The sequence below is a fragment of the Fictibacillus phosphorivorans genome (assembly GCF_001619875.1).
Lineage (GTDB): Bacteria > Bacillota > Bacilli > Bacillales > Fictibacillaceae > Fictibacillus > Fictibacillus phosphorivorans_B.
In genome coordinates this window covers 134,200-147,775 of sequence record NZ_LRFC01000038.1, presented here as the reverse complement: position 1 = coordinate 147,775, position 13,576 = coordinate 134,200, and the positions used below count along the sequence as shown (strand labels likewise).

13 protein-coding genes are annotated in these 13,576 nt (G+C 40.7%); 8 read left to right on the top strand and 5 right to left on the bottom strand.

Annotated elements, in window-relative coordinates; all coding sequences use genetic code 11:
- Positions 1-40: 40 nt before the first annotated feature.
- The 3 genes from ald (at position 41) to AWM68_RS16765 (ending at position 3,640) form a co-directional block, all read left to right on the top strand.
- Complete coding sequence (gene ald, locus AWM68_RS16775; RefSeq protein ID WP_066244490.1) at positions 41-1,171, top strand: alanine dehydrogenase; 1,131 nt, start codon at positions 41-43, stop codon at positions 1,169-1,171.
- Between the two features lie 356 nt (positions 1,172-1,527).
- Positions 1,528-2,889: an alkaline phosphatase gene (locus AWM68_RS16770; protein ID WP_066244486.1), complete on the top strand. Its 1,362-nt coding sequence runs from the start codon at positions 1,528-1,530 to the stop codon at positions 2,887-2,889.
- 79 nt (positions 2,890-2,968) lie between these two features.
- The gene (locus AWM68_RS16765; RefSeq protein WP_066244484.1) at positions 2,969-3,640 is read left to right on the top strand and encodes a DUF4352 domain-containing protein; all 672 of its coding nucleotides are present in this window, start codon (positions 2,969-2,971) and stop codon (positions 3,638-3,640) included.
- 97 nt (positions 3,641-3,737) lie between these two features.
- On the opposite strand, the gene opuFB is transcribed toward AWM68_RS16765, so the two are convergent.
- Together opuFB and AWM68_RS16755 are read right to left on the bottom strand one after the other, a co-directional pair.
- A complete protein-coding gene (gene opuFB / locus AWM68_RS16760; protein WP_066244481.1) occupies positions 3,738-5,252 on the bottom strand; it encodes an osmoprotectant update ABC transporter permease/substrate-binding subunit OpuFB in 1,515 nt (504 codons plus the stop codon).
- On the bottom strand, positions 5,245-6,216 hold the full coding sequence (locus AWM68_RS16755) for an ABC transporter ATP-binding protein (protein ID WP_066244479.1): 972 nt from the start codon (positions 6,214-6,216) through the stop codon (positions 5,245-5,247). The genes opuFB and AWM68_RS16755 overlap by 8 nt, the downstream gene beginning before the upstream one ends.
- 527 nt (positions 6,217-6,743) lie before the next feature.
- On the opposite strand from AWM68_RS16755, the gene AWM68_RS16750 reads away from it, so the two are divergent.
- Together AWM68_RS16750 and AWM68_RS16745 are read left to right on the top strand one after the other, a co-directional pair.
- The gene (locus AWM68_RS16750; RefSeq protein ID WP_066244476.1) at positions 6,744-7,442 is read left to right on the top strand and encodes a queuosine precursor transporter; all 699 of its coding nucleotides are present in this window, start codon (positions 6,744-6,746) and stop codon (positions 7,440-7,442) included.
- Between the two features lie 235 nt (positions 7,443-7,677).
- On the top strand, positions 7,678-8,505 hold the full coding sequence (locus AWM68_RS16745; protein ID WP_066244474.1) for a glycerophosphodiester phosphodiesterase: 828 nt from the start codon (positions 7,678-7,680) through the stop codon (positions 8,503-8,505).
- Positions 8,506-8,552: 47 nt separating this feature from the next.
- Here AWM68_RS16745 and AWM68_RS16740 read toward each other — a convergent pair whose 3' ends face one another.
- Entirely contained in the window at positions 8,553-9,053 is a 501-nt protein-coding gene (locus AWM68_RS16740) for a hypothetical protein (RefSeq protein WP_066244470.1), read from the bottom strand.
- 238 nt (positions 9,054-9,291) lie between these two features.
- Here AWM68_RS16740 and AWM68_RS16735 point away from each other — a divergent pair, with 238 nt between their 5' ends.
- Positions 9,292-10,236, top strand: a complete 945-nt coding sequence (locus tag AWM68_RS16735; RefSeq protein ID WP_066244467.1) for an AEC family transporter — start codon at positions 9,292-9,294, stop codon at positions 10,234-10,236.
- Here the strand turns inward: AWM68_RS16735 and AWM68_RS16730 are convergent.
- Positions 10,213-11,178 carry a YbgA family protein gene (locus AWM68_RS16730; protein ID WP_066244464.1) on the bottom strand — a complete coding sequence of 322 codons (966 nt, stop codon included), beginning with the start codon at positions 11,176-11,178 and terminating at the stop codon, positions 10,213-10,215. The two genes, AWM68_RS16735 and AWM68_RS16730, sit on opposite strands and share 24 nt — an antisense overlap.
- Before the next feature lie 98 nt (positions 11,179-11,276).
- Between AWM68_RS16730 and AWM68_RS16725 the strand changes: the two genes are divergently transcribed.
- Positions 11,277-11,738: an NUDIX hydrolase gene (locus AWM68_RS16725; protein ID WP_066244461.1), complete on the top strand. Its 462-nt coding sequence runs from the start codon at positions 11,277-11,279 to the stop codon at positions 11,736-11,738.
- Here the strand turns inward: AWM68_RS16725 and AWM68_RS16720 are convergent, their stop codons facing one another.
- Positions 11,739-12,611, bottom strand: a complete 873-nt coding sequence (locus AWM68_RS16720) for a GNAT family N-acetyltransferase (RefSeq protein WP_066244458.1) — start codon at positions 12,609-12,611, stop codon at positions 11,739-11,741.
- A 158-nt stretch (positions 12,612-12,769) separates the two neighbouring features.
- On the opposite strand from AWM68_RS16720, the gene trhA reads away from it, so the two are divergent.
- The gene (gene trhA / locus AWM68_RS16715; protein WP_066244454.1) at positions 12,770-13,408 is read left to right on the top strand and encodes a PAQR family membrane homeostasis protein TrhA; all 639 of its coding nucleotides are present in this window, start codon (positions 12,770-12,772) and stop codon (positions 13,406-13,408) included.
- Positions 13,409-13,576 lie beyond the last annotated feature (168 nt).

The window sequence follows — 13,576 nt, the reverse complement described above, 5'->3', positions numbered from 1 at the left end:
AAACGCACTCAATGACTCATATATATAGGAGGATTCACAAATGATTATCGGAATTCCAGCAGAGATTAAAAACAATGAAAACCGCGTTGCGATTACGCCATCAGGTGTGATTACATTAACAGCAGCAGGCCATAAAGTACTTGTAGAAAACAATGCGGGTGTTGGCAGCGGCTTTACAAACGAAGACTATGCAGCAGCAGGCGCAGAAATCGTTGCAGAAGCGAAAGACGCATGGGCTGCAGAAATGGTTATGAAGGTTAAAGAACCATTAGCTTCTGAATATAAGTACTTCCGTTCAGATTTGATCCTGTTTACATATCTTCACTTAGCGGCTGAGCCAGCTTTGGCGAAAGCACTAACGGAGAGCGGTGTAACAGCGATCGCTTATGAAACAGTTGAATTTAACCGCACACTTCCTCTATTAACACCAATGAGTGAAGTTGCTGGGCGCATGTCTGCACAAATCGGTGCACAGTTCCTTGAGAAGCCTAAAGGCGGAAAAGGTATCCTTCTAGCAGGCGTACCAGGTGTTCGTCGCGGCAAAGTAACAATCATCGGTGGCGGTGTTGTTGGTACGAACGCAGCTAAAGTTGCGATCGGACTTGGCGCTGATGTTACAATTATCGACCTTAGCCCGGACCGTCTGCGTCAACTAGACGATATCTTCGGAAACAGTATCCAAACGCTGATGTCTAACCCATTAAACATCGCTCAAGCTGTTGCTGAATCTGATCTTGTAATCGGAGCTGTATTAATTCCAGGAGCAAAAGCACCTAAATTAGTAACAGAAGAAATGATCAAATCCATGACTCCAGGTTCTGTTGTCGTTGACGTTGCGATCGACCAAGGCGGTATTTTTGAAACAGTTGACCGCATCACAACACATGACAACCCGACATACGACAAGCACGGTGTTGTTCACTATGCAGTAGCAAACATGCCTGGTGCCGTGCCGCGTACTTCAACGATCGCACTAACAAACGTAACCGTTCCTTATGCACTTCAAATTGCTAACAAAGGAGCACAAGAAGCAATCGCTCAAAACGCATCTCTTAAAGCTGGACTTAACACAGCTGGCGGATACGTAACTTATGAAGCTGTAGCGACTGATCTTGGCTACGACTATGTTCCAGCTGAAACAGCTCTTGAAAAAGCGGTTCAAACGGTATAATTCATACGAAATAGAAGAGGCTGACTCAAAATCCTGAGTCATAGCCTCTTTTTGATGTATTCGCAAAATAACGTTTTAGACAGACAAACTCCTTATACGAGGTAATTCAGTTTTTATACGAGGTAATCCACTATTAATTCCGCAGTTAAATGAAATATATTCGTACATAAAAATATTTATCCGATTTTTGACAAAACACCCAGCGGTTTTTTTTCAGCCTAATCCCTCATCCTTTCTTAACAGAAAACAATTTCCCTTTTATTTACACAACCTTTACATTCTCATAATCTAACCGAAATGTTATGCGAGTATAATTTCTCCCTGTAAGACAACTACGAATACAACAGGAGGCAATTATGCGTATATCAAAAAAAGTCTTAACTGTCGCAATGGCTTCAACACTTGCAATAAGCAGTTTAGCTATAAATCAGGCATCAGCTGAGGATCAGAACAAAAACGAAATTAGAAATGTAATCTTCTTAATCGGTGATGGCATGGGTCCTACTTATACGACAGCCTACCGCGCATTTAAAGACGATAAAAGCACTCCTATGATGGAAGACACAGCGTTCGACAAGTATTTAGTAGGGATGCAGTCCACGTATTCTCATGATAAAAAAGAGAGCGTAACAGATTCTGCCGCGGCAGCTACATCTATGTCTTCAGGAATCAAAACATACAACGGCGCAATCGCGGTTGATATGGAAAAACAAGATGTAAAAACAGTATTAGAACAAGCGAAAGAAAACGGAAAATCAACTGGTTTAGTCGCAACATCTCAAATCAACCACGCTACACCTGCAGCATTTGGTGCGCATGACGAATCTCGTGAAAACTACAACCAAATTGCAGATGACTATTACGATGATATGGTGAACGGCAAGCATAAGGTTGACGTTATTTTAGGTGGCGGTACAAGCTATTTTGATCGTAAAGATCGCAACATTACAGAGGAATTCCAAAAAGACGGTTATTCTTACGTTACAAACCGTGAAGATATGTTAAAAGACGACAACGAACAAATTTTAGGATTGTTTGCCCCGAAAGAGATTGATAAAATGATCGATCGTCCTAAAGAACAGCCTTCATTGAAGGAAATGACTAACTCTGCATTGAATCGTTTAAATAAAAATGACAAAGGATTCTTCCTTATGGTTGAAGGAAGCCAAATTGACTGGGCTGGCCATGACAATGATGTTGTTGCAGGAATGAGTGAGATGCAAGACTTTGAACAAGCTTTCGAATCTGCTATCGAATTTGCTAAAAAGGACAAGCACACGCTTGTTATCACAACAGCCGACCACTCAACAGGCGGTATGACAATGGGACGTGATGGTGACTACAAGTGGGATCCAGCTGATATTAAAGCAGCCAAGAAAACACCTGACTTTATCGCAAAAGAAATCGCAAAAGGTGCACCTGTAGAAGAAACATTAAAGAAGTATATTGATCTTGAATTAACACCTGAAGAAGTTCAATCTGTTAAAGATGCAAAAGAAAAAAGCGGTGATGTTTTAGAAATCGATAACGCCATCGAAAAGATCTTTGATCTTCGTACAGGAACTGGGTGGACAACAGATGGGCATACTGGTGAAGATGTAAATGTCTATGCTTATGGACCAGGAATGGATCATTTCACTGGAAAAATTGATAACACAGATACTGCAAAAGAGATCTTCGCTATCCTTGAGAAAACCAAATCTGCTGCAAAGAAATAATCCTTATCCCAGTAGGATAATCTAACAAAAAAAGCATCCCGTTTTTTAGCGGGGTGCTTATCTTTTAGGAGGTACCTTTATGGCTTTCAAACGCTGGATCTTACTTGGATTAACAGCTGTCATTTTTACTGGCTGTTCAACGGATACTGAAAAACAAGAAAAGAAAAACGTAACACAGCAGAATGAACAAAAACAAGAAACCCCTTCAAAGAATGAAGATGAACTCTCGTTTAACGACAGTTCCCAGGCTTCTGATGATACAGAGCTTACAGAAATTAACAAAACAGTAGAAGATCCTGATGGAACCGTCACACTAAAAAAATACGCAAAACCCGGTGAAGAACAAAAATCAGATTTGATCTCGCTAACGATTGCAGAAGTAAAAGTGCTTGATTACGCACCTTCTCTTGATCTGATTGATTTCTTCCATGGTTATACCGAAAAAGACAAATTCCCTTATGTTCGTGTTAACGTAAGAATTAAAAATAACGGTAAAGAAAACGTTCATTTCAACCCTGTATCAGAAATTAAAACTGATCAAGGAGAAACAGTAACGTGGGAGGATGACTTCTATTTAGAAAAACTAAATGGCGAATTAAAGCCCGGTGAAGAGAAAGTCGGCAGCCTCGGCTTTATCATTGATGAGACAGATCCAGAAAAAATCAAAAACGTAACGATAACTTCCAGTGAAGTCCTTAATGATAAGAAAAAGAAGATAGCTGATCCACTTACGTTTAAAGTAGATTTCTAAACGAAAACCATCCATGCAGTCCAAAACTGCTATGGATGGTTTATTATTTTCCGGGAAATTTTTGTCGAAATATTAGAGAAAGCTTGTTAAGTGAAGGTTAATGCAGCCCTTCCTTCTCTAAGAATTCTTTAGCCACTTCCACAGGCGACATTCCTTCAACATTCACCTTATAATTCATCTCACGCATTTCATCATCCGTAATTTTCCCAGCCAATTTGTTTAATGCTTTCTTCAACTCTGGATGCTTTTCTACCGTTTCTTTACGCAGCATTGGTGCCCCTTGATATGGCGGGAAAAGCTTCTTATCATCTTCTAAAACGACTAAGTTATATTGACGCAGCTCGCTGTCTGTTGAGTAGGCATCCACCACATCAATTTCTCCCTTTTTCACCGCGTTATATCTTAGTTTCGGTTCCATCGTTCTGACGTTTGCAAACTGAATATTGTACAGCTTTTGGATTCCTTTGTAGCCATCTTCCCGATCAGAAAACTCCAAAGTAAACCCTGCATTCAAACTTTGACTGACGCTCTTTAAATCAGAAATGGTTTTTAAGTTGTATTGCTTTGCCGCTTGTTGCGGAACAGCAAGCGCATACGTATTGTTATATTTCATTGGGCTCAGTAGCTGCATATCAAACTTGGCTTCCATTCCTTTTCTGGCTTGTTCATATACTTTTTCGCTATCTGTACTTGTTGCGCTTTCTTTTAAAAATTCGGCGATTGCAGTACCCGTAAATTCTGGATAGATATCAATACTTCCTGATTTTAACGCATTAAACACAAAGGACGTTTTACCGAGTCCTGGCTTTAGTTCAACATTTAAATCGGTCTCTTCCTCAATCAAGAGCTTGTACATATTGATCAGGATCTCAGGCTCAGATCCTAGTTTACTGCCAATAACAATATCCTCTTGTCCGCCTTTCATAGCAAAAGGAACAAGAATGATTAGTAAAGCCGCTATCAAAAATGAACTGACGATTGTTAGTGCTCGCTTAAAAGATAAAAGCTCAAATCTTCTTAGCAAAAAATCGAATAAAATAGCTAAGAGTGCAGCTGGAACAGCTCCCAGCACGATCAGCATCGTATTATTGCGGTCAATACCAAGCAAGATAATATCGCCCAATCCACCTGCGCCGATTAAAGCAGCCAGCGTAGCTGTACCAATGATCAGGACCATGGCGGTTCGAATTCCGGCCATAATAACAGGCATGGCTAAAGGAAGCTCAACCTTCATCAGCCTCTTCCTGCTGTTCATCCCCATTGCTCGCGCCGCTTCAATCAGGGACGAATCGACTTCTTTGATCCCTGTATATGTATTTCTTAAGATGGGCAGAAGCGCGTATACAACAAGAGCGATAATCGCTGGCACCTTCCCAATTCCGAATAGTGGAATCAAGAGCCCTAGAAGAGCAAGTGAAGGAATCGTCTGCAGCACAGCAGTCACTCCAATAATCGGTTCAGCTGCCTTTGGTTTTTTCGTTAAATAGATTCCGAGGGGTATCGAAATAACAACGGCAAAAAGTAGAGCGATAAATGAAATCTGAATATGCTCTACTAGGGCACTTGCGAGTTCACCTTTTCTGTCTTGAAAAACTTGCAAAAAACTAGTCATCTCTGTTACCCCTTTCCTGCAAATGATCTGCAAGATATTGAATAACAGCCTGTCTGTTAACTTTTCCTATGATCGCACCTTGATCCTCAACAGTCACTTCATCTTCGTGAGTTAAGATTTCAAGCGCCTCTTTTATACTCGTTTTTACTGAGATGCTATGTAATTGATAATCCAATCCGATCTCTTCAGCGTTCAATGGTCTTACAAGCTTAGTAAGATCCATTTTTTCAACAGAACTCACACGATCCGTGCCTACAAAATTTCTTACAAAATCATCGGCAGGGTTTTCGAGCAGGTCTTTGGGCGTTCCGACTTGTACGATAGAGCCTTCATTCATCACACAAATTCGATCTCCAAGCTTTATCGCTTCTTTCATATCATGGGTCACAAAAACAATGGTCTTTTTAATATTTCTTTGTAAGGTAAAAAGATCTTCCTGCAGCTTTTCCCTGCTTATCGGGTCCAGTGCACTAAAAGGCTCATCCATAAGAATGATGTCAGGATCCGCAGCTAATGCACGAACGACACCTACTCGCTGCTGCTGTCCCCCGGAAAGCTCCTTAGGTTTGCGATCTCGATAGGTTTTAGGATCTAAGCCGACCATTTCTAAAAGCTCGTCCACTCTTCTACCAATTTTTTCTTTGTCCCAGCCTTTCAACTCGGGAACGATGCTGATGTTTTCCAAGATTGTCATATGAGGAAAAAGAGCAATCTGCTGAAGAACATACCCGATGTTCCAGCGTAACTCATCAATCTTGTAATCACTGATTCTCTTGTTATCGATGAGGATCGTGCCTTTTGTAAGACGAATAAGCCGATTGATCATCTTAAGCATCGTCGTTTTCCCACATCCGCTCGGACCAATAACAACAAAAAATTCCCCTGGTTGTATCGTGAGGTTTAAATCACGAACAGCAGCCGTCCCATCTGGATATTCTTTAGAAACATTATCAAAAGTAATCATTCACCTGCTCCTTAGTGTGCTTTATCTTTTAGTTTCTTCTAAGTGATGGTTGCTTTCAGACCACATATGTATTTCTTCGGTGTGAGTTGATTGGAGTGGAAGGTGCGAGACTCCTGCGGGACAGGCTGGCAGCCCGAAAAGTGGAAGTGGCTCGTTAAGCCCCGACAAGCAAAAGGTGAATGGGTAAGGAAGGCGCACTAGCCTTCTTAGCCGTTCAACTTTTGACCTCGAGGGGCTAGCCACTGCAACTAGACAGGTGAGACACTTAAAAGTAAAACCTACAAATGTGGCTCACCGCCTGCCCCGCGGAAAGCGAGCACCTGGAACGGAAATCAACCACTTTCAATATCAAAAATCCACATACACTATGTATTTCACAAAGAATGAGAAAGTAAACTGCATAGAGATCATATATTTATAGGGTTTATTGCTTAATTACAAAAACTGACTTATAATTGTGAACTGTTGTGTTAAAAGTTTTTCGCGGTTCGAAAACTCCCGCGTTATCAAAACTAGGAGGTAATTTTATGTTTAATTTTTATTTTGGTGTAGCTTTTGCACTTGTTAATTTTATATTGTTCCTAACGTGCTATAAGTGGTTTGGAAAGACTGGTTTATTTGCCTGGATTGCCGCAGCAACGATTCTCGCTAATTTACAAGTCGTTAAAACCATTGAGATGTTCGGTCTTGTGATGACACTTGGTAACGTCATTTACGGCACCATCTATTTAGCGACAGACTTAATCAACGAAAAGTACGGGGAAAAAGAAGCGAAAAAAGCGGTATGGTTTGGGTTCTTCACACTCATCATGACGACGATCATCATGCAGATGGTGCTCGTTTTTCAACCACATGAAAGTGATATCTTCCAGCCGCATCTTGAAGCTATCTTTGGCTTTATGCCACGACTAGTAATCGGAAGTCTAGCTGCATACCTGATCAGTCAGTATCTTGACGTTAAACTGTTTGCAAAGTTGAAGGAAAAGTTTTCCCGTCCTGATCAGCTTTGGATTCGTAACAACGGAAGTACGATGGTAAGTCAGCTGATCGACACGTTTATCTTTTGTATGATTGCATTTGCTGGCGTGTTTTCATGGGATATCTGGATCCAGATCTTCTTCACGACATATGTGATTAAGTTTGTTGTTTCTGCTGCTTCTACACCTTTTATCTATATTGCAAGAAGCTTCAAACACCCAGAAGAGACTCAAAAACCAGGCGTTTAATCACGCCTGGTTTTTTACATTTTTACAGTGGTGACACTTCATTCACACTCCCTTTACAGAAGAGCTTTTTATTAAGATATCCCCTTATAAAGACCTTTTTTTCTTTAAAATACTCAGGAGCTTTTGACCATTCTTTCCTTATTTTCCTTTGTTAGCATAATGTTTGTGAGCTTGCTTGTTGCATGAGGCAAGTAAGTTCTCGATCAAACAATGACAGAGGGGATGAAGGACATGCATGTTAAAAAAGCGGCAGTTGCATCAATACTATCACTTGGGGATTGTAGGTTCAATGTTTACGACGACAACGCTTGCTTATGAGCCATCCGATCAAGTTCAAACAGTTGCCCATCGCGGTGCAGCAGGATATGCACCAGAGAATACGATGGCAGCCTTTCATAAAGGTGTTGAAATGAAAGCTGATTATATTGAAATTGATGTGCAAGAATCAAAAGATGGCGAGCTAGTTGTTATCCACGACTTTACATTAGACCGTACAACGAACGGAACAGGATATGTAAAAGACCGTACGCTTGATGAAATACGTCAACTAGATGCTGGGAGCTACTTTGGAGAAGAATTTACAGGAGAAAAAGTCCCTACTTTTGAAGAAGTTCTTGATGAGTTTCGTGGAAAAACGGGTATTCTTATCGAATTAAAAGCAACGTATTATTATCCTGGTATTGAAGAAAAAGTGGCAGCAGCTATAAAGCAACGAAACATGCATCTTCCTGCTCATCATAAAATCATTGTTCAATCTTTTGAGTTTGATTCTATGCAGCGAATGGACAAGCTTTTGCCTAAAGTACCTGTAGGCGTTCTAACGTCCCGTGCAACAGACTTAAGCGAAGCAAAGCTAAATGAATTCGCTTCATATGCGGAATTTGTGAATCCTAGCAGAACCCTTGTGAATTCCTCTATCGTAGATGAAGTTCATGAACGCAACATGGGGATCATGGCTTGGACCGTTCGGAAACAAGAGGAAGTTCAACCACTTTTAGATGCTGGTGTAGATGGTATCATAACTGATTATCCCGATTACCCACCATTGCATAAAGCGAAGTAACTCATAAAAAAGTGTTGAGGCAACTTTTGTCTCAACACTTTTAAAAATTACTTATACTTCGCCAAAGCCTCATCCAGCTTAGCTGATTTTTCACCTAGCTTGCTGTTGATTTTTTCATTGATGCTTAGCCACTGATTCATCTTCTCTAAAGCAAGCTTCTCGTTATCGGCCTTCATCGCTTCATGCATCGCCTTTTTTGTTTCATGCGCTTCTCTTTGCAAAGCTCTTAATTCTTGATGAATTTTTTTCATATCCTGCCAATTTGCTTTGTTTCCTGTCCTTTTTTCTTGCGTTCCCTTTTCTTCAGCTTTTATATGCTGTGTGAATAGTTTATCTTTCTTTTGAAGAATTTCCTTCTGAATCTCTAACCGCTCGATTTTTAGAGCATTTGCTTTATGAACCTGCTCTTCAAACTTTTTCATATGTCTAAAATGGTGACCTTTATCCCGCGCTTCTACCTGTACCTTTTCTTGGTTTGCAGCAGAAACCGTAACAACGCCGCTCGTTAAAACAGAAAAAGCTAGGGCTAACGGTATGAATTTTTTCATGATTTTCACTCCTTTAGTTTTATACATGTATCTTTTGTTAAAGGAGCAAAAATCTTACGTTCATATGTATGTAAATTCTTTGACAATTCACTTCAGCTTTTTTAAAGCCCAGTTAACAAATCTCCTCTTAAACCAACAAACAGAAATCAACTATGTCCACGAACACAAAGCATCGCATAAATCACTTTCACCCAATTCACCAGCAAACCATACCCTTTTAGTAAGGAGGGGATGATAGATGAACCATTTTGGTCCCTTTATTCAGGAGTTAACCCTATTGTACAGCATTGCGTTATTAGGTTATATCCTTCGTAAAAAGGAGATCTTACCGCTTGGAAGTGAAAAAACAATAACTGCTCTTATCTTGAATGTCACGCTTCCTGCTCTTATTTTATTTGGCATGGACGTCCCTTTTTCCTTTGAAAATATGAAACAGTTCGCCTGGCTTTCCGTTATGTCGGTGTTTGTTCTGACCTTGTCCTCAATCATTTCATGGTGGACGGTAAAGAAATTGAGGTCTCCAAATAAACAAAAAAATGCCTTAGAAGGCATCATGATTTTTGGAAACCAAGGCTTTCTAGGCATAGCTGTCAGTTTTTTATTGTTTGGAAAAGAAGGGGTGTTTATCGCAACTCTTTTTAACTTTGTTTATTTATTAGTCATTTGGACGTACGCCATCTATCTCTTTGCCAGAAACTCTGAAACAGTTCAATGGCGCAAAGTGTTCTTAAACGCTGGTGTAACAGCCACATTCATCGGCTTTGTTCTCATGCTGCTGCCAGGAACGCTGCCAGCCGTTCTGTCCAGCACACTTGAAATGACAGGAAAGCCCACTGTTCCTCTTTCCATGCTGCTGATCGGTGTTCTTCTAGGGAACATGCCGATTGAGAAACTGAAAAGCTATTGCGCCAACAAGTCATTATGGCTAGCTAGTTTCTATAAGCTGGTCTTCTTTCCCGTTCTGTTATTGCCATTTGCTCTTTTTTCGTTGCCTTTTCAACTATTCGCTGTTGCTGTTCTGACCGCAGGCATGCCTTCCGCTCCAACCATCTCGATGTATGCAGAGAGATATGGTAAAGATGCCTCATTTGCCGCTGCAGGTGTAGCATTAAGTACGATTCTTTCCTTCCTTACCATTCCAGCACTCTATTGGCTTGTTCTAATAGTCTCTTCCCTTACCTGAATCTGAGATCTCCAGCAGAATCTCAGGATACGGCGCAAAAAAGGTTTGTGCTAACACTTCGCTGTCTTCAAATCGGATGGCGTGTGATTTCAAAATCGTAGCAACACTCGAGAAGGGCTCTTTTTTGTCTGCGTACTTTTGAAGAAGCTGTTCAAAAAAAGCGACCTCTCCTTGAGATAGCCTATCTTCATACCGCTTAAAAATTTCATACGCGACTTTTCGGTTTGAATCACTTCTTGCCGCACGGTTAAACAGTTTATTCATCGCCTTCGCATACAATTGAATGGTTCGTTCCTCCCCATTCTCTTGCTCATTTTTTAAGATACGGTTCATCACTTTTAATGTCGGATTGCTATACGCCATAAAAAGAAACTGATTTTTATTATGAAATTCTTTTAACGCATTTATTCCTTGTGGAAGGATGTTTCGAAACGCGGCAAGTGTAAATAGCTTAGTATAAAAACGGTCTCGGATCGTAAAGTTATTTAACCGCCCTTCTTCTTCAATCGCTAAGTGCGAAAAAAGCTCGGCTACTTTTCCTCCGAATAATCCGCTCGAATGACCGATCGCTGGTCCTTTTTCTGTTGAAGCATACACTTTCACTTCTTTTAAACCACAAGAAGGTGAACGCGTTTTTAAAATAAATCCATCCGTATCAATGATTTTAGATAAATAACCATCTGAGAACATTTTCATCTCGTTCGTTACATCTCGTTGAGTGGAAGGCTGAAGAAGCAAATGATCTTCCCCTTTTTTAACGATACGAATGGTTTCTCTTGGTGTCCCGAGCCCGATCTCCACCTCTGGACATACAGGAACAAAATCAACATAATTCATTAATTTTTTGATCACATCATTATAAATCACATCACCATTGTATCGGCATGCGTCGAATTCTAGACATTTACTCACAACCACACGAGGCCTTGCAAAAGCTTCCATTCAAAAACTCCCCTCAATCATTCTTTTATCATTGTTCCACTTTTAGATGAATTATTAACCTATTTTCTGTAAAATGTTGGTTAGAAAGGAGCGATACGATGGCTTATTATGAAGATCTTCGCAAATATGTAGGAAGTGCACCGCTCATCTTACCAGGGTCAGTTGTTATCATTAAAAATGATAGAGAAGAAATTCTGCTGCAGCACCGAAAAGATGGTGGCTGGGGGCTGCCAGGCGGTTTGATGGAACTTGGTGAGAGCTTTGAAGAAACCGCTGTTCGTGAGGTAAAAGAAGAAACTGGGCTCGATATAGACGGTTTAACCCAGCTTCACGATTATTCAGGTGAAGATCACTATCTAAAGACGCCAAATGGTGATGAATTATATGCTGTGACTGCGGTTTATACGGCAAGTTCTGTTTCGGGTGAACTGTCAATTGATGAAGACGAATCGTTCGACTTTCGTTACTTTGCACCAGACAAACTTCCTGAAGGCACTTTAGCAGGCGCAAAAAGATACATAACTTATTATCTTAGTAAAAGAGACAGAGTCTGCCGGTAATCAGACTGGAGATTCTGTACTTTTTTGATTAAACTTTAACTCGATAAAATCGGATACTGGCTGATACCCGATATTTTGATAGATTTTATTAGAAGTCGGGTTAGCGAGATCCGTATACAGTGTGCAGAACTCAAAACCTTCATTTAGGAGGTATTTGCTTAACATGGCCACACATGCACTTGCGTACCCTCTGCCTCTTAAGTCACGTGGTGTATATACGAGATTAACAGAAACCCCCTTAATGTTCGGACGTGTTTTTGCAGCCATAGAAACAGGACGGCCATCTTCTTCCCATATAAAAAGGAATTCACTTTCTACTCGATCCTTCGCATACTCTTCTGCTTCAGCAAATGTCATAAGCTGGTTCGTTTCTTCTGTCATCTCTAAGATCCATTGAGGCAAGAACGTTAAGTCAGTCTGTGTTGCTTTTCTTAATTTCCCTGGACGTGCCGCCGGCTGTATGACAGACTGCAGCGTATACAGTCGAAGATCCATCAGTACTTTTTCTTCCAATTGATGTGCTGTCGTCCACTCTTTACTGAATGCTTTTCCGACCGCTTTTGGTGACATAATCTTATGAATGGCATAATCTTCTTTTATTAAGTATTGAATTAAATGCGGGACAGCCGCCAGCCCTTCTGCTTCATCTTTTTCGAGAAGAAGCAAAGCATAGGGCGGAATGAGCATCGCTGCAAGTACAATTTCCCCATCTTTTTTTACCGTTGCCAAGAAAGGCTGTTCTTCTTCCCATACTTTGTCTTTAAAGCGCAGACTGTTGCCAAGCATGATTCCCGCTCGGTCTTCCTGACTCAATAAGAAAGACTCCACATCCGCGTAAAAAGCAGGAATGGATGAATAGCGTGTTACCTCCATATTCATGACCCTCTCTTTATCTATAAAGTCTATAATCTTACCTATTTCAATCCTGTTAGAATACAATCCTTCTTTTTTACAAAATCTTATATTCTTTAATTGGTTAAAGCATACCGTTTTCTGATATACTTACCATAACGTAAAGGAAGGTGATCGGAATGGGTACACATGTATTTTCAAAACGCGAAGAGATAGCAAACGCCATTACACACGGACTCGGTGTCCTCCTTAGTGTTGCGGTTACTTCTATACTGCTCGTATTTGCGGTATGGAAAGGAACAGCGGTTCATATTGTTAGCTTCGCGGTATTCGGAGGAACGATGCTTGCTCTTTATACAGCTTCCACCCTCGTGCACGCTTTTCCTAAAGGACGGGTTAAAGATCTATTTGAAATTATGGACCACGCCGCCATCTATCTGTTTATTGCCGGCACATACACGCCGATCGTATTGATCGTCGTGGGTGGCGCACTCGGCTGGACACTGTTTGGCGTCGTTTGGGGACTTGCGATCTCTGGTGTAGTATTTAAAGTCTTCTTCACGAAAAAGTTTGTGGTGCTATCAACATTAGGCTATGTCGCGATGGGATGGCTGATCACATTTGCTTTTCAAGACATCACAGCAAACATGCCGCCAGCAGGGATTCAACTCTTAGTAGCGGGCGGAATCATATATACACTGGGCAGCATCTTTTATGTATGGCGCAGTTTTCCCTTTCACCACGCGGTCTGGCACCTGTTTGTGCTAGCCGGCAGTGTAATGCATTTTCTGATGATGTTTTATGTGCTGCCCCTATAATTAAAAAACTTTTAAAGAGCAGAAATGGGATCTGCTCTTTTTCTAAGTTTTTCTTTGTCGATATATGTCTAAAAATGTATACTCGTGGATAAATCCCTAAAACTTTTGGATTCATGACCTAAACTTTTGGATTGAACCCTGTTTTTCGTGGATTCAGGAGCAAAACTT

What these genes read in the sequence shown, in the direction of transcription:
- ald (WP_066244490.1), top strand. Translation starts at nt 41, where the DNA reads ATGATTATCGGAATTCCAGCAGAGATTAAAAACAATGAAAACCGCGTT.
- AWM68_RS16770 (WP_066244486.1), top strand. Translation starts at nt 1,528, where the DNA reads ATGCGTATATCAAAAAAAGTCTTAACTGTCGCAATGGCTTCAACACTT.
- AWM68_RS16765 (WP_066244484.1), top strand. Translation starts at nt 2,969, where the DNA reads ATGGCTTTCAAACGCTGGATCTTACTTGGATTAACAGCTGTCATTTTT.
- opuFB (WP_066244481.1), bottom strand. Translation starts at nt 5,252, where the DNA reads ATGACTAGTTTTTTGCAAGTTTTTCAAGACAGAAAAGGTGAACTCGCA.
- AWM68_RS16755 (WP_066244479.1), bottom strand. Translation starts at nt 6,216, where the DNA reads ATGATTACTTTTGATAATGTTTCTAAAGAATATCCAGATGGGACGGCT.
- AWM68_RS16750 (WP_066244476.1), top strand. Translation starts at nt 6,744, where the DNA reads ATGTTTAATTTTTATTTTGGTGTAGCTTTTGCACTTGTTAATTTTATA.
- AWM68_RS16745 (WP_066244474.1), top strand. Translation starts at nt 7,678, where the DNA reads ATGTTAAAAAAGCGGCAGTTGCATCAATACTATCACTTGGGGATTGTA.
- AWM68_RS16740 (WP_066244470.1), bottom strand. Translation starts at nt 9,053, where the DNA reads ATGAAAAAATTCATACCGTTAGCCCTAGCTTTTTCTGTTTTAACGAGC.
- AWM68_RS16735 (WP_066244467.1), top strand. Translation starts at nt 9,292, where the DNA reads ATGAACCATTTTGGTCCCTTTATTCAGGAGTTAACCCTATTGTACAGC.
- AWM68_RS16730 (WP_066244464.1), bottom strand. Translation starts at nt 11,178, where the DNA reads ATGGAAGCTTTTGCAAGGCCTCGTGTGGTTGTGAGTAAATGTCTAGAA.
- AWM68_RS16725 (WP_066244461.1), top strand. Translation starts at nt 11,277, where the DNA reads ATGGCTTATTATGAAGATCTTCGCAAATATGTAGGAAGTGCACCGCTC.
- AWM68_RS16720 (WP_066244458.1), bottom strand. Translation starts at nt 12,611, where the DNA reads ATGGAGGTAACACGCTATTCATCCATTCCTGCTTTTTACGCGGATGTG.
- trhA (WP_066244454.1), top strand. Translation starts at nt 12,770, where the DNA reads ATGGGTACACATGTATTTTCAAAACGCGAAGAGATAGCAAACGCCATT.